Source organism: Shewanella sp. Arc9-LZ (genome assembly GCF_010092445.1).
Taxonomy (GTDB): Bacteria; Pseudomonadota; Gammaproteobacteria; order Enterobacterales; family Shewanellaceae; genus Shewanella.
The window spans coordinates 3,942,298-3,962,410 of sequence record NZ_CP048031.1 but is presented as its reverse complement, the minus strand read 5'-3'; the positions used below and the strand labels follow the sequence as shown (position 1 = coordinate 3,962,410).

At 38.8% G+C, this 20,113-nt stretch carries 12 protein-coding genes; 6 read left to right on the top strand and 6 right to left on the bottom strand.

Annotated elements, in window-relative coordinates:
- Nucleotides 1-527 precede the first annotated feature (527 nt).
- The 3 genes from GUY17_RS16975 to GUY17_RS16965 form a co-directional block, all read right to left on the bottom strand.
- The gene (locus GUY17_RS16975) at nt 528-1,616 is read right to left on the bottom strand and encodes a hypothetical protein (protein WP_162023811.1); all 1,089 of its coding nucleotides are present in this window, start codon (nt 1,614-1,616) and stop codon (nt 528-530) included.
- Between the two features lie 295 nt (nt 1,617-1,911).
- Nucleotides 1,912-3,582 carry an endonuclease NucS domain-containing protein gene (locus GUY17_RS16970; RefSeq protein WP_162023810.1) on the bottom strand — a complete coding sequence of 557 codons (1,671 nt, stop codon included), beginning with the start codon at nt 3,580-3,582 and terminating at the stop codon, nt 1,912-1,914.
- A gap of 174 nt (nt 3,583-3,756) precedes the next feature.
- Nucleotides 3,757-4,776, bottom strand: a complete 1,020-nt coding sequence (locus tag GUY17_RS16965) for a hypothetical protein (RefSeq protein WP_162023809.1) — start codon at nt 4,774-4,776, stop codon at nt 3,757-3,759.
- 368 nt (nt 4,777-5,144) lie between these two features.
- Between GUY17_RS16965 and GUY17_RS16960 the strand changes: the two genes are divergently transcribed.
- Together GUY17_RS16960 and GUY17_RS21110 are read left to right on the top strand one after the other, a co-directional pair.
- Nucleotides 5,145-5,483, top strand: coding sequence for a cytosolic protein (locus GUY17_RS16960; RefSeq protein WP_124018459.1), 339 nt, complete (start codon nt 5,145-5,147; stop codon nt 5,481-5,483).
- A 310-nt stretch (nt 5,484-5,793) separates the two neighbouring features.
- A complete protein-coding gene (locus GUY17_RS21110) occupies nt 5,794-6,117 on the top strand; it encodes a hypothetical protein (protein WP_174839652.1) in 324 nt (107 codons plus the stop codon).
- A 201-nt stretch (nt 6,118-6,318) separates the two neighbouring features.
- Here the strand turns inward: GUY17_RS21110 and GUY17_RS16950 are convergent, their stop codons facing one another.
- Nucleotides 6,319-7,260 (bottom strand): DUF2971 domain-containing protein, encoded by a 942-nt coding sequence (locus GUY17_RS16950; RefSeq protein WP_162023808.1) that lies wholly within the window; start codon nt 7,258-7,260, stop codon nt 6,319-6,321.
- 533 nt (nt 7,261-7,793) lie between these two features.
- Here GUY17_RS16950 and GUY17_RS16945 point away from each other — a divergent pair.
- From GUY17_RS16945 to GUY17_RS16930, 4 genes are all read left to right on the top strand, one after another.
- Entirely contained in the window at nt 7,794-9,251 is a 1,458-nt protein-coding gene (locus GUY17_RS16945; protein WP_162023807.1) for a hypothetical protein, read from the top strand.
- A gap of 185 nt (nt 9,252-9,436) precedes the next feature.
- Nucleotides 9,437-11,353 carry an AAA family ATPase gene (locus GUY17_RS16940; RefSeq protein ID WP_162023806.1) on the top strand — a complete coding sequence of 639 codons (1,917 nt, stop codon included), beginning with the start codon at nt 9,437-9,439 and terminating at the stop codon, nt 11,351-11,353.
- 444 nt (nt 11,354-11,797) lie between these two features.
- A complete protein-coding gene (locus GUY17_RS16935; RefSeq protein WP_162023805.1) occupies nt 11,798-16,759 on the top strand; it encodes an AAA domain-containing protein in 4,962 nt (1,653 codons plus the stop codon).
- Nucleotides 16,759-18,309 (top strand): hypothetical protein, encoded by a 1,551-nt coding sequence (locus tag GUY17_RS16930; protein ID WP_162023804.1) that lies wholly within the window; start codon nt 16,759-16,761, stop codon nt 18,307-18,309. The genes GUY17_RS16935 and GUY17_RS16930 overlap by 1 nt, the downstream gene beginning before the upstream one ends.
- A 337-nt stretch (nt 18,310-18,646) precedes the next feature.
- On the opposite strand, the gene GUY17_RS16925 is transcribed toward GUY17_RS16930, so the two are convergent.
- Complete coding sequence (locus tag GUY17_RS16925) at nt 18,647-19,192, bottom strand: CFI-box-CTERM domain-containing protein (protein ID WP_162023803.1); 546 nt, start codon at nt 19,190-19,192, stop codon at nt 18,647-18,649.
- Nucleotide 19,193: 1 nt separating this feature from the next.
- Nucleotides 19,194-19,934: a hypothetical protein gene (locus tag GUY17_RS16920; protein ID WP_162023802.1), complete on the bottom strand. Its 741-nt coding sequence runs from the start codon at nt 19,932-19,934 to the stop codon at nt 19,194-19,196.
- Nucleotides 19,935-20,113 lie beyond the last annotated feature (179 nt).

Sequence of the window (20,113 nt, the reverse complement as noted above, 5' to 3'; positions counted from 1 at the left end):
CCGCTTTTTTCTAAAAATGTGTCACGGAGCGTAAATCATTTATGTCGGATAGATGACACTTGGTAACAGGTATCGCTTTAACACCATTAGTCAATCGCAAAATGACGAATGAGTGCTCTACAAAATCTCATCTATAGACTCTGCTTTGAGCGCCATATCTGACTGTTTGATTATTCGAAACTGGATAGGTATACAGTCGTATTAAAACCTATTGGGTTTTGAGTATGTTTAAACTCATTAGTATGCGCGTTTTTCCAGATGGTGTACTTAATGAGGTTCTGATAAATTATCTGTAATTGTAAGACAATAATATAGTTTGATAAAAAATTAAGGTTGTCATGAACGGTAATAACTCAATAGTTTGATAAAATATCATAGGACAAATTTAATATTTTGATAATAAAGTTTGATCACTTTCAAACACACTTTTGGACAGAAACTTGTTAGACTTTTCATGTTAATGCGAATAAATCAGATAAAATTAATCTTCAATTATGCGGTGCAGTTTTATTCAATTGTTCAGGTAATTACTCAGCTAACATTAGCTTCGCTTTAAGAAAAGTCAGGTTAATTTCATCAGTATTAGTGAAGTTAAACTTTCCGCCAGTTAAAGCGTTGAACCGTTCTAAGTAGTAGTGTAACAATGGATCGTATCTATCACCGTGTATCCAACTATAAAATTTCCCAAGTTCATAACTCAACTCTCTGCTAAGATCTGACCTAATTCTTAGCTCACAGTCATTTTCCAAATCAACGATATTCATAGATTGAAGATTAGTCTTAATTTCATCAATTAGGGGTATGAGAGAATCTTTGTAGCTATCAGCAATTGGCATAAGGTCAGGATCCGTTACTTCTGCTTCGAAAATCATAATCAGATCATCAATCTCACCGTTATAATAATCGTTGTCTAACCTCTTCACAGACTCTGCTTTAAGAACATAGAGCTGTTCTAGGGGATCGAACTTACTCTCAATTAGCTGCTTTGATAAATTTTTCTGATACTCGATGAACAAACTTTCTATCTTGTCTGCAATTACATCAAGATAGTCATATCGAGTCGTTAGAAATTCCAATAATTCATTTCTGTTTAGATTAAGTGGTAAATCTTCATCATTTATATTTGAACTATATAAATGAACAGTAAGTTCGGCAGTGTTGGAATGACTATCGAACGGCCAACTAGCGAAACGCTTAGTATTAGACTGATTAAGATTAACAGGGTGAGCACCAAAGCAAGCTCTTACCGTTTTAAAGTAGCTATTATCATCTTCATCAGCGAATAGTCGATTAGCAAAGCATTTCTTCTCACCTGTAAAGGGGATCGTTTGGGGGTTGATAAATACACGGTGCAATTGAGTGATTGACTCTGAAATAAGGTCAATTGAAGAGATAAGGGTAAACATTTGCATAACTCTTGTATCAATATTTTTGTCAAAATCAGGCACATTCTCTAAGTGTCGAATTGATACTGTGATCCAGTCCATACAAGAACAGACTAAGTTGAAGAGATTTTTTCCATTTTTATCTTTATAAGTCTGATAGACAAAGCTTGAATTAGAATTTACTAAATCTCTAAATTCTGTGATCTTATCGTCACTAACCACGTTTATCATTCGTTAACTAACCTAATAACTGACTAATAAGTATTAAAATACCATCAATTTAGCATTAGTCTAGAACTCTGAAAATAATTACGAAGCAAAATTAATGGGATAATAATACGACTGTTGATCTAATTTAATAGAAAATGCGCTTTGGAATCTTTTACAAAGAGGCTGAAACACAGAATGGGGCACAACCGAGCTAGAGTATTTGCTTAATTCGATAGAATTCAAATTAATGTAAGTATCAGAAGGCTCGTACACAAACCCTTGAAGTGTATATGAAGGCTAGAAATTAATAACCACCCTAGGTAATAAAAAAACCATTACCAGTATGATCATTGTAAAAAGATACTATCTCTTTACAAAAATTAGTCCGCCTCTTGAAGAAGTTATGTAACCCTTGATGTGGATGAATTGCGTCGGAAGCCATGTATCTAAACCCATCATAATAGAAAGATTCACGCCTCTCTGTAGATTCATTGTATAAACACAGGAAATTAGCATATTTCATCCCATATGTGGTGACCATGTTACAGTCCCGAGATTCAAAACCTCCCGATATATGGGTTAATAGATAACCGGAAATACTTCCTCCATAAAACTCTTCAAACACATCTTGTAGTGAAGGATTTTGAACATTACCTTCATCCTCAACTAAGCATCCATAATACTTACAAAGCAAATCACCAACCACAACGTCTATGTAGTAATGAGGTATCCACTGAGTAGTATTCTCAAATTTGATTGCGGATTGAATAAAAGCATTTATGGTTAGGATTGTATTGCTGGGGTTGAAAATATAAACATCAGCAATGAACTCAGTTTTATCACCAAAGCGCTCTTCTATATCTTCAAATGCTTTTTTGATACCAGATAGCCAAACAGCATTATAATGAAGGCACCTGCTTATATCTTTGAGAGAGTTTTTTAGCTGCTTAAAGGACTGAAATGACTTTTTATAAGCTTGACGGCTTTTGCCATCCAAGCCTTTAAGCTCATCCATAATAACTTCATCTGCTAGTAATTCGTTATTACTTAGTGCCCCCCTTCTTATAATATCCTGAACATCCCAACCGCTCTCTAAAATATCATAAGAAAATTTAGCGGGAGTACCTATTTCAATATGGTCTTTATATGGCCACGGATGAGAGTTAATAACAACTTCAGAGTACAGGTAATTTGTTTTCTCAATATCTTCTAATTCGTTCAGTTCGTCTTCATCAAAGTCCTCGAACAAACCTCTGTTATTCTTGATTATTGCAAGGTAATCCTCATCTTCCAAGCATTGGCTTGTAGTATAAATCATAAACTTTAGAGACTGTTTATCTTTAATGTACTCATCAAAAATATGTGACTCGAACACTGACTCTTGGTTATCTGAGTTACTATCTTGTAAATCAATATTATCAAATATTGTATGTCTCAATATAACCATTACATAATCTTTCACGCCCTTGTTTTCATAACAATCAATAACCGACTTTATTCCTTTACTCAAGTTCTCCTCTGAGTAGTACTGATAACACATATGAAGGTCACTGAGCATTCTCTCATTTCTATAGGTGACAGGAATCACAGGTTTTGCGGAAATTGGAGTGAAATCACTATCTATAGAGAGATTAAAGCCTAATAGCTCTGAGTTGGTTTTACTCACAAATGCAGAGAATGGAATAAACAACTCATGCCATTCGGTAGATACAATGATCGCTGTCATCTCACTATCTTTTAAACTCTTGTTTTCTTTCAATCCTTCTGTATATTTTAGTATTTCATGTATCGCTTCCCTAGCTGATTTATTACTTCTCTTCAACTCAATAATTACATACCGCCCCTCTTCATCTCTTGCTAGAATATCGACAAAGCTTCTAGTCCCCCTAGCATTTGGAAGGTAATACTCAATATCAATAAGCTGCAAACCCATACCAAAAATAGAAAGATTTTTTGCTAATTCATCCCTAATTTTAGCTTCACTCATATACAACATCCTTTTCAAATATTAAGTTAAATTTTGACGGTAAATACTTATTTTGCTAACAGAGCCAACCACAGCAAAAGTAGAGAAATGTGCTCACTAATACCGTAGAAACCACTGAACTTACTAAGTAGAAAGTATTGATTTTATTTCAATAAAATTAGTCTCAAGCAATATTTATTGTATGTCGATGATCCTTGTTCTCTCAATATTTTGTTTCACGCTAGCAGGTAACTCCCCTGTAAAATATTCATGGATTAATGGGTTATGGCTACAAAACAACCCCACAAACTTGCTCCAATCATCGACTGATACCAATTCGTTGATTTTGAATATCTTATGATATTTTCCTTTTACTTGATTGTTTGTATTTCTTTTTTTACTAAAGAAGCAGTTTCTAACTTTGAGGTATTCACCAGAATCAAAAAATTGTATTGCTCCATCAAAATGCGTGAATACATTTAAACTAAAATCAAACTCTGCATGTAGATATTTTGCTGGATGCAATTGTTTGCCATCGACATCAACAAGTGTCTCCTCATCATGAAATTCAATTAGTTGAAAGCTTTTTTTGTGTTCGCTCGTTTCCCACTTAACCTCTATTGAATAAGCCCCATTGAATACAATGAGCTTTTGAGCATGATTAAGATCTAACGGCACAACATGCCTTGTTGTACCATCATTGATAGAAGCAATGTCGCCCGAAAAGTGAGGCCCAAACCAGTAGTCTTTTTCAAAATATATCGACTTGTCATTGGGTAGCCGAATTCTATCTAAGTCCAATGCAATAGAGCATTTTGACGACTCATTACGATAGAACCAAAATTCTTGCAAAAAACCTGAATCCCAATTGGAATCAGGATGGAAACCTCTTCGATAAAAAGGTGAGGCCAACATTGTTAACTTTGAACCGAAAATATAACCCACATTACTAAATGAATATGAATCTTGATTTCTTAGCAAATCAAAATCAACTAGCCCATCTTTATCTATGATTAACTCAGGATTAAGGTGTTGAACGATACCTTTTGATTTGGCTACCAACCCTACTCTATACAAGTAGCTAAAGTCTGCATGAACTAGTTTCAGACCAAAGGGTTTACAATATTGGATAAAGTCATCCACCTCGTCTTGCTTGGTTTCCAATATTCTTTGCATCTCGCGCTCATCCTCAAGTCGCATTTGTTCTAAATCCATCCGAAAGACACTCCTCTTTTCTAGATACATACCGCTAATTAGACGGCGAAAAGCGCTATTTATGCTCATAACAATGACGTCTTTTAGTGCTAACTTCAACTTATAATCATTGGCTTATTAAGACGTGTCGAGGATGACTGTAATGGTAAAGCTTATTTGGCCAATCTATTGAAGGTTGTATTATATTTTTGAAGGGAAATACGACCCGCTTTATTTCAAGAAATATCATTTCAAACTCGTTTTGGGGCAAAGACGTGTTTCAAGCTGGCCTATTGAATGACCGTAAATTGCACCGAATTACTAAATCTCTACTATGTTCTGCCCCTGATAATGTTAAAATCTCCGCATCAGAATTACCGAGAAACTCAATGTTTATCCATCATGTTAACGGCATCGACTGGCTAGTGATCACAGCTTTTGAAGAACTGAAAACTATGTTTATCGAAGAAGCCGGTACGATACCCTCTTGCTTCTCTACCGCCAGCGAATTGAACCTGGTTGATCAAGCAAAGCGAACTTATAGATATTTGCCTACTCTCAGCGGCGTAATCACCGATATCGGCACATATCAAAGACAGGGTAACGAAGAAGATTTGGACCCACAGCTTGCCTGCTTAGTTGAGGGGCGTGGTCGGGTATTTATCTATCACGGCGGCTTTGTCGCTTTTGTGGATGACGAGCAAACCTTTATTACCCGAATAGACTGAAAATTATTCAGTAAGTTGAAATCGGCGAATTGGTATCCCTAGCAAGGAATGGGGCAAACCGAAGTTAATAGAATTTGTGATGTTTGGGAGGAAACCGTTATGATTGAAGTGCATGGAAATAGATACGCTGAGTTCGTTGAGCTGAGTGCTTGATTTGGATATGACTCTCAGGAGGATGGTAATATTTATCACTTCGACTTATGTGAAAAGTGTTTTAAAACAGCCTTTTTTGCTCTAAAAGAACATAAAATAACCAAATAACTCCTTTGATTTTCCTTCAACTTAACCCATAGTTCTAGAGGTTTGCACAGTGGATATTAAAAAAATTAAGTTTCTTGCTAAGGAATTACAGAACGCTTTACCGTTTGGTTACGAAGGGATTGTTACTCCCAAAGAGTACGCCCATGCACTTGCTATAGCTGAAGAACTGACAGACGACTACAAAGACAGCTATGCGATTTTGCTCGATGTGTTGTGGCCTCCCATTCAGCGTTATGAGGATACAGCGCCCGAATTTACTGAATTTAACGAGCGATTTGCTAAATCAGAGGCAGAAGATAAGAAAAGGCAAGTTGAGTTGATCAAATCAAGATTAAACCAACCTAAAATCGACGTTGATATTGATGATCTGTAGTGCTTGCATAATTTTCATTATGTTCAACCATAAACCCTTATATTTACGATGCTTTGCACCCCATTCAGAATGACTTTGGATCGCTTGTAACTCACTTTGGGGCATAAACGTGTCTGCTGCACTTTACTGACACGTACCTGGACAAATGGGCGCGAGAGCATAAGCAATATTCAGTGTTCCTGAGCTGACACATCGATATGCTCAAGGTTCAAATACTGGTTTTGGCTCCATCTTGAACTCTTTGTCTGAAAGCTCCATCCCATAGACTGGAATCTTTTTCATTATAGCGATATTGATTAGTCTCGTTTTGTTTCTGGGTAGCATCTTTGCGCCCAAATAAATTGCTTTGACAGATGGTGATGGTTGATTAGCTGCTGGTTTAGAGAACCCATTCATCAAAATCAAGCGCCATTCTTGTTCGTATTCCCAATCTTTTGCTTTATGCATTGAGGATACAATACCCATCATATTGCTTGCCGTCCCTCCATTTAAACGCTCTTCAAAATAGTTTGATGCGTCAAATAAGCGATCTTCATAAATAACAGGCCAGGCTAACCTACCCAAACCTGATTCTTTATCTAACTCCGAAAAGTCATATTCCATCACAAAACCCTTGTGCTCATTTGTATAGTGTGACCACATCAAGGTTGAATCAACTCGTTCACTCAACGAGCAAATGTTAGGACCATTTTTTATATACTGATTTATCTGCTTAACTTGTTCGATGTTACAATTTTTATCTAAAAGGAAGTCATATACTTTTTCAGGGGCTGGGCGGTTATGAGATTTAGCCGAGATTATTTCTGCGATAGTCATTAATGGCTGTGAAGAGCCTTTTATTCTTGCTATCTCATCATTTGTGTAAAGGCCTTGAGCATAATTCAAGTGATTATTTGCTAATGTATCAGGATGGTATTGGAAGAAAAACGAGCTATCATACGGATCATTGAACTGACTAGCTTTACAGCACCATAGAGTGTTGTTTTTAAGGTTATCTAGCGAGTATTTCCCAAAAGTACGATACTTAAACAACCTTTGGGGTATATGCTTTAGTTTCAAGTCTACAGCACTCGGAACATCTACATCGTAAAGGTTTGGGGAGAAAAATAGCTTTTTAAGTTCATCTATCCATTCTTTACTCATCAAATCATTCCTTTATTTAAAAGTAAGATGCTCATACTAAAGGTTTTTAATAGTTCTGAATAGTCATCGAATCAGTAGATACAAGCCAAAAAAATAATCAATTCAACACATATTTAATTATTAGGAAAATTTGGTCAAACATCGATGATTAAGAACAATGAGAGTAATTGCACTAACGAGGAAAGGGGCGGAAATGTGTTGGTCCTTAACCCGTTTCCTCACCAAAAGTCCCAAAAAATATCAAACTATAATATAAATGATCAAACACTATTAAGAATTATCAAACTTTAATACAAACGCACAGTAATACATATAGTTAACTGTGTTAATTTTCACTGCTTTAATGAGGTGAACACGCATGCGCACTAAAACGTTATGTGTCCGAATTACCCACTCAAAGTAGACATTTCCTCTACTGGCTATCAAAATAAAACTCCAAACGGAGGTTGATATCATTTGAAGGGCAGGTTCACAATACACTATCTAATAAGTGCCAAAATTGATTGTATCTACGTGGTAGTAAGAGAGGTAGGATGTTAGAAAAAAAAGTTGAACTGTCCCCAGAGGATTGGCTCACTTGGAGTGATGAAGAGTTTAATCGTTGGAGAAGGGAGCATGATTTCCCTCGTATTGTGAACTTTCTTTTTGAGACTCTGCCATTCTTTTCTATGTGGCTTTCAGAACAAGCTGGGCTAACAAGGCAAGATTTGATATTCCATGGGCCTGCACGTTTTATAAGGCTCTATGGAGAACCAATGAATTTTATTGAGTATGATGTAAGTCTACGCTTGCATCGTACTCAACCTGACCAACCAATTTTACGTCACTGTTTTACAAACAAAATTGAAAAAAAAACTATAAGGGAAAGGGTGACTAGATCGGTTGAGTTTTCTAGCTACATTGATTGGGCTTATGAAAACAGGAGCTGGATATTTTACAAAAGCCCTTCAAGTATTGAGGATTATGTTAGATGCTTGACTCCATCAGGAAGGTCTTGTGAGACCTCGACGTTCATAAATAGCAATTCAAGTATACAGTTTAACATTCCTGTTTTTATGCCCAGTGTCACCATCGACGAAATTTTTTCTGCTACTAAGCAGAGTGCTCCACCAAGTCTTGAATTGCTAAAGTTAGGAGGTGGAGGTGTGACGGTAGTTGATGGGGTTGTGGGTGAGAAAAACCTTGAATTTACAAATGTCGATAATATCACTTTAATTAATCCGATCATTACTAGCTTTCAGGATATTTCATACTCTACCTTACGGAATCTTAATATACATGGTCAGATTCATGCCGCAAAGTTTCACCAATGCTCAATTGAAATTGATGTTAGTAAAGGAAATTTGTCGGAATGTGAGTTTGAGTATTGTGAGTCAACGATTAGTTTGAGTGACGTAAAGCTATCCCGTTCATCAATTCGAGAAAAGTGTCTAAAATTAAAGCTCAAGAACACTGAAGTTTCAGATTGTTGCTTTGAATACCTAGATATATATGGTGGTTCTGCTAAGGAAAGAGAGAAGTTTAATCAATCTGCAAAAATGACCTACTCTCATCTAGGTTATCCGGATCTTGCTGGCAAGCATTTCTATCTCGAGCAAAAGGAAAAGCGTAAAGGGTTACGCAAATCGATATTAGATAATCGGGATGGAATAGGGAAGCGTATATTATCTTTTTTCAATTTCATATGGATGGCGTTTCAAGAAGTATACTGGGGATACGGTGAGCGGCCTTTCAATATAATCTTATTTTCTTTATTTGCCGTTATAAGCTTTTCTTTATTTGGATATTTTAATGAGTCATCATCTACAACTATGGATTTAGGTGGTTCGTTAATATTTGCATTTCAAGCTTTCACTAACATTACAATAAAGGATGTAAGTCAAGAGTATTATGTAATAAACCTTATAGGATCATTTATGTCATTTTTTGGGGTTATGTCAGTTGGTTTGCTGGTTGCGTCTCTTTCAGCGAAAACTAAAAATTATAACTAGAGGCAATAATATACTTCGTGTATGGGTTGCAAAAAGTAGATTTTGTCAATATTTTATTGAAAAGCATAATAAAAGTATGTGTGGGAATGCAGCTTTGTTACGGCCTATGATGTGGGTATTATAGAGCTTCTACAAAAAATCGTCATTGTGTCAACATTAATATTTGAAATAGAAAATGAGGGATTATGTTTATATTAAAGCAGGTTAAGGTTGATAAATATAAGAGTTACACTACGCCACAGGAAGTCCAACTTGAAAGTGATGTAACCACGCTTGTAGGGAAGAATGAAAGTGGCAAGACAGCTTTCTTGGAGTCATTGGCAAAGTTTAATTACTTTACCGATGATGAGAGTTTTAAATTTGACGAAGTCCAAGACTACCCAAGGAGTGAACTAAAAAAATATCAACGAACAGGGAATGATCAAGAGGTTATTGTCTGTACTTTTCTCATGGACAAAGACACTATTGACAAAATTAATGCAGACCTTGGTGAAGGTGTACTTACGATTGATAGCTTCACTATTGCGTCGAAATATAAATCTGGTCGAGTTTGGTATCAACTTAATTCTAACGAAAATAAATATCTTGAAACGCTACAAAATAAACTTGGCCTTAGCGAGGAAATGAATTCAAAATTAGTTTCACTCGGCACAGTTAAAGCGGTTATAAGTCAAGAAGTTGTTGAAGATGAAGAACTGGCTTTAGTTATTGAGTACTTAAATACTAATATTGTTAGCAAAGCGCATGAGTGGGGTAATCTAATTGATGGATATATCACGAAGAATTACATTAAACCGCGACTACCTCGCTTCTGGTATTTTGATGAATACCACGAGCTACCTTCAAGAGTAAGTATTGATGCAATTCGGAATAATACAGTTACAGGAGAATTTACAAAACAGCAGCTAGACACAGCGAAAGCACTTTTTGAATTGGCTGTAATTAATATTGATGAACTGGCTAACTCTACTAATTTCGAGTCTTTTATTGCAGAGCTGGAAGCCACTTCAAACGAAATAACAGATAAAATTTTTGAATACTGGTCAACAAATAATAATCTAGCAATTGAATTTAAAATTGATCAAATACACCGACAAAATCAACAGCCTGAAAAGATTCTTGATATTCGAGTAAAAAATAATCGCCATAGAATAACGCTTCCATTAAAGAATCGGAGTAAAGGTTTTAATTGGTTCTTTTCTTTTATCGTCTGGTTTAGCAAGATTCAAGACGAAAAAGATAAAAACTTTATCCTTTTATTGGATGAGCCAGGCTTAAACCTTCATGCATCCGCTCAAGCAGACTTGTTGCGTTTTATCAATGATCTTTCTGATAACTACCAGATAGTATACTCAACCCATTCACCATTTATGGTCGAATCCGATGCGTTACATAGAGTAAGAACTGTTTACGACTCTGATGTTGGCAGTATCATTTCAGATGCAATACAGGAAAAAGATCCTGATACGCTATTCCCGCTTCAAGCAGCACTTGGTTATGATATTGCACAAAATCTATTTGTATCGAAAAACAATCTGCTTGTTGAAGGTCCATCCGACCTAAACTATTTGACGTTCATGTCCAACTTATTGGAAAGTGAAGGCCGTGAAGGCTTACGGGATGATGTGACGATAGTTCCTGTGGGTGGTTTAGACAAAGTGGTTTCATTTATTTCTTTGCTTCGTGGTTCAAAGCTGAAAATATCTTGCCTGTTAGATTCGTTCAACAATGCCAAAGGAGCCCAAAGGCTCGATGGCCTAATTCAATCGAAGATAATTAAAGACAAACATGTTAGATTCTTTGATGAATTTGCGGGTGATGACTACGAAAAAGCCGACATTGAAGACCTGTTTGAAAAGTCAGAATATCTTCAGATATTTGGAAAGGCCTTGCCCGCCCATAAAAGTATTTCTGTTGCTGAGTTGGGCGACAAGAAGCAAACTATTTTACTTCAGTTGAAAGCCGTTCTTGGCGGCAAGGATTTTAATCACTACAAGCCTTCACAGATCTTGCTTAGCATGGAGCTTACTACAGATTTTTTCTCAAAAAAAACTTTAGACAGATTTGAGAAGATGTTCATTGAAATCAATAAGCTTTTTTAGGCTGTTCGAGATATGTGGCAAGAACCAAATTAACCCTATAACGTCGCATTCACCTGATTCGCTTCGCTCGCGCGGTGAATGCGACGTTACTCCATAGAAATTTTAATCCGAAACTGACGAGTTAAAGTTAAGAACCTAACTCGGAAATGTCCAGAAATGTGCCTAGGGGCGTAAATTGTTTATGCCCAAAATCAGTTAGTGCAGTTACTCAGTTATTATTAGCCATCAGAATTAGCCATAGGATATCTATTGATAAAGGGATCAAACAGTACGAACGACCGCTACACATTGTGACGTTTGATAGCTACATATTGACCAAGTTTTAGTAATGCACCAGAGTGTCTATAGTGCCTGTTGCTATTCAGGAAACTAATTTTTCTCATAGTCTGGCGAGTATTCCCCCCAACTTAATCATTGGTTTCTTTTGAAACTACAGGAGCAAAATTGAAGTATCAGATAGTTGGTGGTGCAGGCTTGCACCGAAGCGAAACAAAGACGGTCGATATGATGGTCAAGCAGTTTCCAGATAGCTGGTTTGGCTATGCTGGTTTAGTGGTTACTGACAGCCAGGGTTCTATGGAAATCGATACCCTGATTATTACCGCTGATCGATTGTTATTGGTGGAACTAAAAGAGTGGAACGGTAATATCACCTACGAGGGTGGTAAGTGGCTGCAAAATGGCAAGCCTCGTGGTAAAAGCCCCTATCAAATTAAGCGTGACCATGCATTGAGGTTAAAGAAACTGCTTCAAGAGGAGTTATCGCGTAAGCTCGGCTACTTCCTTCATGTTGAAGCTCATGTCGTGCTCTGTGGCAGTGCAGGCCCAGAAAACCTGCCATCGAATGAGCGTCGCTATGTCCATACTCGTGATGAATTTCTCTCGATAGGTAAACCAAAACATTACGATCAATTAGTACAGGATACTAACTTTAGCCATTTGTTTGAGGGGGATACTCCTCGACCTAACTCGCCCAAAATTTTGTCGATCATTAAGTCCTTTTTTGAGGGACCAAAAGTTAAAGCTTTGCCATTAAAAGAAAATGGCTATATAGCTAATGATAAGCCTTTTTTTAGCCATCCCCACAAGATTTACAATGAATTCCGTGCCGCTCATAAAGACAATAATCAACACAGAGGTTTGCTTCGTCAATGGGACTTCGATGCTCTAGGCGTCGCCAATGCTGAACAATCAATTTGGAAAGAGATCGCATTACGTGAAACTCGAGTTGGTCGTCAGGTGCGCAACGGCAGTGCCACGATGCAAGACTATATGTTGCGGGCCGTCAACGAGCTTTCAGAGGAAGATATAACTGATGATGCGCGTGAGCTGTTCGAGCTGCGACGAAGCTTTAAGCGCTTTGATGAGGTTCTTGATAGCGAGGCTGAAGGATGGAGTAAGCCTGAGCGTATCGATCGTGTTCGGGCTTTACTGGCCCCGTTTTCAGAACTTCACAGCTTAGGAGTTGGGCATCGTGATGTTGACCCCCATAATCTGTGGTATGCCGAGGACCAGCGTAGTATTGTTGTTACAGGTTTTGGTGCGGCCTCGATCGATGGACGTGATAATTTAGAAGATTTACGAACAACCCTACAAAGTGCTCCTTATATAATACCGGAAGACGCATTTGAAGAAGTTGCTGAACCATACCGTCAAGATGTATTCATGTTGGCACTTGTGGCTTATCGAGTCTGCTTTGCTGGTGAATCGCTACTGTCAGGTAAACAGATGCCAGAATGGCGCGCACCAATCCAAGACCCATTTGGTGGTGCACTTAACAGCTGGTTTGAACAAGCGCTTAACCTTGAACCAATCAAGCGATTTCCACGTGCCGACATCATGCTTAACGAGTTTAATTCCGCTACTAAAGAACAGATCCAAGGACACGATGAAGCTAATCAGATTCATCTAGAACTGCAGCAAAGTGATTTTTTCCGTGATGGGATGAATAACGTTGGTTTAGTAATGGAATTCCAGCCACTCTCTGCGCTGCTTGCTGAGGTTTATCCCGCACTTGCAGCTATTGCTACCACTGGAAGCATCACCTATCTCTGCAGCAAAGGTGAAAAATCACTGCAGGTTAAGCTATGGGATGGGGTTGCGTTGAATCCGCAACAACCTGGAGTAAATCGGCGAATTTACACCTTTAAGCAGCGGATTGATAAGCTCAAGCAGCTAAATCTGCCAACACAACAGGTACATGCCTGTGGCCTATTAGGTCAAGGCGGATTATATGTGGTTAGTGAACATCTCGAAGGTCTACTGTGGCCGCAATTTATTGCTGAAACTGATCTAGACCAACCACAACGTTTTGCTATAGCAGAGCAACTAATCAATATCGTACTTCGCTTCCATGAAAAGCAGTTGCCCCATGGAGATCTTTGCCCCAACAAGCTGTTGGTGCAAGTAACTGAACATCCAACACTAATTCTGATGGGGTTGCTTGAGTATAGTAATGAGCTAACTGCTGATGCATATTATCAACCTGTAAACCTAGATGCGGCAGATGCGTTTGGGCGTGATTGCTTTGCAATATATCGTATGATGGAGGAGCTGTTTAGTGATGATATGCCTCCTTTACTGTTCGAAGAGCTCGAGCGAGCCAAACAGTCCGTGGATGGTGTCCCAATTGCACTAGATCCATTACTGCAATCGCTCAAAACACCAGAGATACCTGAGGTTAAAAAAGTTATCGAACCTGAACTGGAATTGTCACAAGCGGTTCCTATATGCTGGAGAAGTGACATTTGGCCACTAGAACTTAAGTTACTAGCGCAAATTGATGGTGGTTATCACTTTAACTGTGGCTGGTCGACCAGTTCGCGCTTTGCTCATGAGCTACGCTGTTACATTACTGGTCTTGGTGAACAACTAATGATTAATCTAGTTCCAGAAACTCGAATCATCACGAGGATTAGTTACCACACGGATTTGTCGATTGAACAAACTATCAAGGCAGGTAAGCATTCCCAAACCAAGATTAGTACACCACTATCGGTTCAGCGTGGATCACTAACTGAACGCAACAGTCTCGTTGAGCTGCTAATGAATCTTGAGCCAGTAATCGACGCCATTATCGAACGCACTAATCCAAACCAAGAGATGGATGAGAACGATTTTGATAGTAGTGAATCAAGTCCAGTTGGGCTATGGCAGGCACTTGCAGATACAGAGGGCGAATTGCGTGATCAAGTTAATATCGATTCTGCTGATTATCAGGAATCACCAAGTGGATGTTTGCTATATCCTTATACTACTGAATCTGGAGCGGATCTTAGCTTCGAAGTCGATGATAAAATCCTCGTTTACCTAAAGGAGAAACGCGAATCGATTCAGTTAGGTGAGCTGCGGCTCAGCGAGACGACGCCAAACCTATTAGCTATCCGTTTTGATTTTGATGCAGCTCGAAAAAGGATCAATAACGGTAGTCAACTGCAGTTGGAATCTATTCGTGATAAATCCTCACGTGAATTACGCATGCGGGCACTGCAACGTGTAATTGACAATAAGGCTGAGATCCCAGAATTAGCAAAGTACTTTGACTACAATGAAAAGCCAGAAATGCATCAAATGCAACCACAGCCTAACGGCGCGACGTTACGAGAACTGTACGATCAAGCGGACCAAGGCTTTAACGAACAACAATTGATGGCTTTCCAACAACTAGTAGTACAAGGGCCTGTTGGAGTGCTGCAAGGACCACCTGGCACTGGTAAAACGACCTTTGTGTCAAAGTTTATTCATTACCTTTATCATCACTGTGGTGTTAATAACGTACTGCTAGTTGGTCAGTCACATACTGCTGTCGATAACGTTGCTATAAAGGCTAGGGAACTAAGTCATCAGAAGGGAATGGAGCTAGATACTGTTCGAATCGGTCATGAGCAGATGATCGACGAGGGTATGCTTTGTGTCGAAACAAAAGCTTTACAGCGACAAATTCAGCATAAATTTCATCGAGAGTATGATCTACGGGTTGGAACTCTTGGCAAACGACTTGGTATGGCGCCCTCACTGGTAAAACGGTTGTGTCAGTTGCACCGAAGCCTTAATCCATTGATTGTTTCGTTCGCTCAGTGCCGACGTGAGTTGGTCAAGCTAGAAAAAAATAAAGGGAATGGTCCTTATTATCAGGAGAATTTTACTAAACAGGTCAAGTTGTTTGATCTGATCAAGGGACGTATCCAAACAGTGATATGTTCGATATTTAATAGTGAACTGTCAGAACCATTGGTGTATGACGATACCCTGATGACTCAGTTGGCTAAGCTGATAGCCATTCAGTGTTGCTATAACAACCCTGAAAACTTAGAGCGCTTCTTAAGTTTGTTGGAGATGAGTCAAGAGTGGATGGATGTTCTACAAGGAGGCGAGTCAGGTTTTGACCGCTTTATGCTTAAGAGTAAGCAGTTAGTTTGCGGCACTCTTGTTGGAGTTGGTCGTCGTCGTCTTGAGCTTGCGGAGTTTAGCTTCGATTGGGTAATTGTTGATGAGGCTGGCCGTGCTCAGGCTGCAGAGCTAATGGTTGCGTTGCAATCAGGAAAACGAATATTACTCGTAGGGGATCATAAGCAGCTGCCACCATTCTACCATCAACAACACCTTAAGTTGGCAGCTAAGAAGTTGGAGCTTGGTCGAGGCATATTTTACGAATCTGATTTCGAACGTGCCTTTAAAGCTACCGGTGGTGTTGCACTAGATACCCAGTACCGTATGGTTGAACCTATTGGTGATCTAGTATCTGAATGCTTCTACGCGAAGGATATGGGCAAGTTGCATACAGGCCGTGGTGGTTCCCCAGATTGGTATTCTCAACTGCCCAGCCCTTGGAATAAAGCTGTTAGTTGGATTGATAGTTCTAGCCCCAATCCGCAAGGAGGTGAAGAGGATAAGGGTAATGGTAGGTACAGTAACCCACGTGAAGTACGTTTGTTATTGGATGCGTTGCAAAACCTATCTAGCGATGACAATATTGCTCATCTAAAGCAGACCATTACCGCTGAGCAACCGTACCCTATTGGTATTATCACTATGTATCGCCAGCAGAAAGAGGCAATCACAAACGCCATTAGTCGCGCTGAGTGGGCAGGAGATATACGTAGTTTAATCAAAATCGATACTGTTGACTCCTATCAAGGGCAAGAGAACAAAATCATAATCCTAAGCTTGGTTCGCGATAACGCTCATAAATTACAGGGTTTCTTACGGGATGCTCCGCGAATAAATGTAGCTATTTCTCGAGCTCAGGAACGTCTACTTGTGTTAGGAGCTAGTCGTATGTGGTCGAAGCATAATAATGATTCGGCATTAGGGAGTGTCCATGAATTTATCAGCAATCAGGTTGCTGCCTCTGAACCTAATTATCAAGTGTTAAGTGGGCAGAATTTGCTAGGAGATAACGACTAATGTCAGAACCACGTCTAGGTAATTTGATTACCTTGCTATTACCGGCACGCAGTTACAAGATAAACTGTGCATGGACAACTGAAAAATTGATGCCTGGCATTGAACAATTTGCTTGTCGTTTACTGTTGATTTTTGATCAGCTATACCCAAGTGAACTGCAGAATTATTTTGGATTAAATGATCGTGAGCGTGAAGTACTTCTGGATAGCTTACTTGCTAATCGTTTGATAACCATTAACCCAGATGGACATGTAGAAGCTAGTTCATTTTTGCGTAAACATGCGGCTAGCAACGACGGAAAACCAAGTTTAGTCAAGTACCAAGAGAAAACCGAAGAAGTGGCATTTGACTTGCTCACCCTATCGGTGTGCAAATCACAGCCACATCGTCGACTAACCTCTGGTTTACCAGAGTTATTACCTAGAAATAAAATCGGAGTTGAAACATCTGCGGTTATAGAGGCATTTAGTACCCAGTTTCGTCACCACCTAATGCTGAGTCGCAACAACGAATACGAGCGGCAACGAACTCAGCTTTATAAAGTGATGGGCTGCAGCTCTCATGAGATGGTACAAATTCCTGTAGAAGTTGAAGTAAGTTATATCGCCGTTGCCAACAGTGAGCCGCAGAAGTTCACTCACTCCTATGAACGCATAGGTAACAATCGTTTATCGCTAGCGAATGAGTTGGAAGCGCATATAGCTGATTTTCTTGGAGATCAACATTTAGAAGAATCTGGCCTTGATTGCGCAGACTATTGTGAATTGGTACAAGACCCAGTTCTAAAATTGTTTTCTAACGGTTATAAGTTTGATTATTCAGGTTGGTTAGATGCTCGAGAAAAGCGTCAGACAGGTTATGGTAACCAACAGTCCTCTGGTATTTTAGGAGCGGTTTATCTTCCAGATAATGCCAAACGCTTTATTAGTGAGTTCCATGATGCTCTACGCAGCCACGAAGGAACATTGGCCCCAAAAGCTATTTGGTACAGTAGCAAGGTGCCACTATGGGGAGCCAATAGCATTCAACTAGCTCAGTTTAATCGAGACCTAGGTGAAACTTTGAATAAATATACGGATGATCAGTCAGCTCGTGTAACACTTTTGCACTTAAGTGATAGCAATACTGATAGTCGCCTACACCGTAAGCATCATCTTGGTCGCTTTGCTAATGCTATAGGTCTAACTTCAGATGCTGATTTTGACCGTTTGGAGTTACTGTTAATCCCTGGATTGATTGGTTTAGTTCAGTACCACGGTCAACCTAATGCTGATAGTGCTCTGACCTTACCAATAGGCTATATAACCACTGATCCAGAACGTCTAAAGCATCTTGAATCCTTGCTAGCCAAACGAGTAGCAGGTGCAACAGCTACTATTAATTGGAGTGAATCTAAATCTGAAACTCTAGGTTCTTTATTACCAGATTCCTTATTAGCTAATTTACACAATAAGAGTGGTGATGATGTCGGACTAGCTATCCGTCGCCAGCAAAAGACCTCCGGCAGTATTGCTGCTAGAGCAATTTTATCGCTGCGGAATAAGATTTAATCAATTGATTGTAGTTAAATTAAAAAGGCATCCTCTTAATTTATGCCTTTATTTTTTATTAATCATAAATTTTAACAATTGAATTTAACCATTAAGGTTTAAAAAGCAATTAAATAATTTCAAAATTATTAAAGTGATTTATTAATTGCTAATTCAAGGTGTATTAACTCTCTTCTTTCCAGAAATGAGCCTAGACGAGTAAATCACTTTTGCCTCAAAGTTTGTTCGTATTGATTAAAGTTTGAGTTGAAGCAAATTGCTTTTTCGGGGCATGTAGAAATTGATTCTCTGTAAGTAAACAATAGCGCCATCATAAAAAATGGCGCTTCTATATTTACTATTTCTTTGTTCTTACAACAGCTACAAAAGCAGACAAGGTATTTCGGATATATGGTTTGAGGTTAGGTCTTTTATCGAGCCACAATGCGAGTGACTCTCCATTTTTATAATACCAAGTGATAAACCATTGTCCTGCTTTATGTTTTTTTAAGCTGTCATCACGCCAGAACCTTAACTCATCAACAGTTGGATGGTCAAAATCTTCGAATGCACTTGTAGCGACAAAACACGCACTTTTTGCTGTGGCAGTACCACTTCGACTAGTGATCGTCCTAGTACCCGTTGCAGTAGTACTTTTAGTAATTACTTCGTGAGCAACTTTCCCATCTTTATTAAGTTCGTTAAAAGTATCTACGTGGTCTTCTGCTTCTTTTCGTGATCGGATTTCCAAACTATCACGGTCAACTTCTCTCTTTTGAATATTGAGAGCTTCTTCAGCAGCCTTTACACTTATATTTTTTATTTGTTCTTCGTTCAGGTTTGCGAGTGCATTACCGAGAATGTCGCTAGTAACTAACGCTTTGTTCTCACTTTTATTATTCAATTCAACCTCCGAAAATAGATGACACTAACCTTTTCAAAAACGGTTTGCGCGGTGTATAAGTCGACAATGAAATACTCCCATTTGGAAATTCTATAGTTTGGTTGATTTGTGCTGGCTCCTCTTTCGCGAGAAAACTTTCGACAACCTCCAAATCTCCATATGCGCGCTTTTCAACCCTGTTTGCACTTTCTTGTTCTACTTTAGCAAGCAAAGCGCGAGCGATAGTAACATCATCCTTCGCCAGCCAAGAAATTGCTTGAGTTAGATCTTCAGGCAACTCAATGATTTCTCTAGCCTCATAAAAACTCTGTATAGTATCGTAGACTCGAGCCAACCCTTCTTGAGGTTCGTCAGTATTGATACTGATATGGGCTATTTTTTTATGCCTTTTGCTTTCATAAAACAAACAGATTTCTTTTGCTATATCATATCGTTCATTCGCTTGTAGGCACTCAGGGACGCAACGGACAAGTCGTTCTTTCGTTTGCCCTGAAAGCTTGGTTGCATTTGACTTCCACTTGGGGAGTGTGTTTCGGGCGTATGCTAATGCACTTTGTCCATACTCAAGAGCATAGACTCTGAGAATTAGTTCAATCTCGTTGGAAGTTGCAGTGTAAAACCGTTGAATGATCATGTCTAAAGCGGATGCACCTATAAGCCTTTCTAACTTATATTCTTTCGACTGTGTTGCTCGCCCCCAACTCCTGTATGACCTAGGGCTATAACGATAACGTCTTCTCATTTAATTGTAACTTTCCAAAAAGTAAGTTTAACTAGATAGGGGGCTCGAGACGTTACTTAAAACCCAGTCGAGCAATATCGTTTTCTTGAATTCTACAGTAACAAATAAGCTGCTCAAACCTAAATACAACTTGACCAGTTCATGCGAAAGATCACAGCAATGAGAACACATAATTCCCT

Bases quoted from the DNA above. Each gene is read 5' to 3' on its own strand.
- GUY17_RS16975 (WP_162023811.1), bottom strand. From the start codon at position 1,616: ATGATAAACGTGGTTAGTGACGATAAGATCACAGAATTTAGAGATTTA.
- GUY17_RS16970 (WP_162023810.1), bottom strand. From the start codon at position 3,582: ATGAGTGAAGCTAAAATTAGGGATGAATTAGCAAAAAATCTTTCTATT.
- GUY17_RS16965 (WP_162023809.1), bottom strand. From the start codon at position 4,776: ATGGATTTAGAACAAATGCGACTTGAGGATGAGCGCGAGATGCAAAGA.
- GUY17_RS16960 (WP_124018459.1), top strand. From the start codon at position 5,145: ATGTTTATCCATCATGTTAACGGCATCGACTGGCTAGTGATCACAGCT.
- GUY17_RS16950 (WP_162023808.1), bottom strand. From the start codon at position 7,260: ATGAGTAAAGAATGGATAGATGAACTTAAAAAGCTATTTTTCTCCCCA.
- GUY17_RS16945 (WP_162023807.1), top strand. From the start codon at position 7,794: ATGTTAGAAAAAAAAGTTGAACTGTCCCCAGAGGATTGGCTCACTTGG.
- GUY17_RS16940 (WP_162023806.1), top strand. From the start codon at position 9,437: ATGTTTATATTAAAGCAGGTTAAGGTTGATAAATATAAGAGTTACACT.
- GUY17_RS16930 (WP_162023804.1), top strand. From the start codon at position 16,759: ATGTCAGAACCACGTCTAGGTAATTTGATTACCTTGCTATTACCGGCA.
- GUY17_RS16920 (WP_162023802.1), bottom strand. From the start codon at position 19,934: ATGAGAAGACGTTATCGTTATAGCCCTAGGTCATACAGGAGTTGGGGG.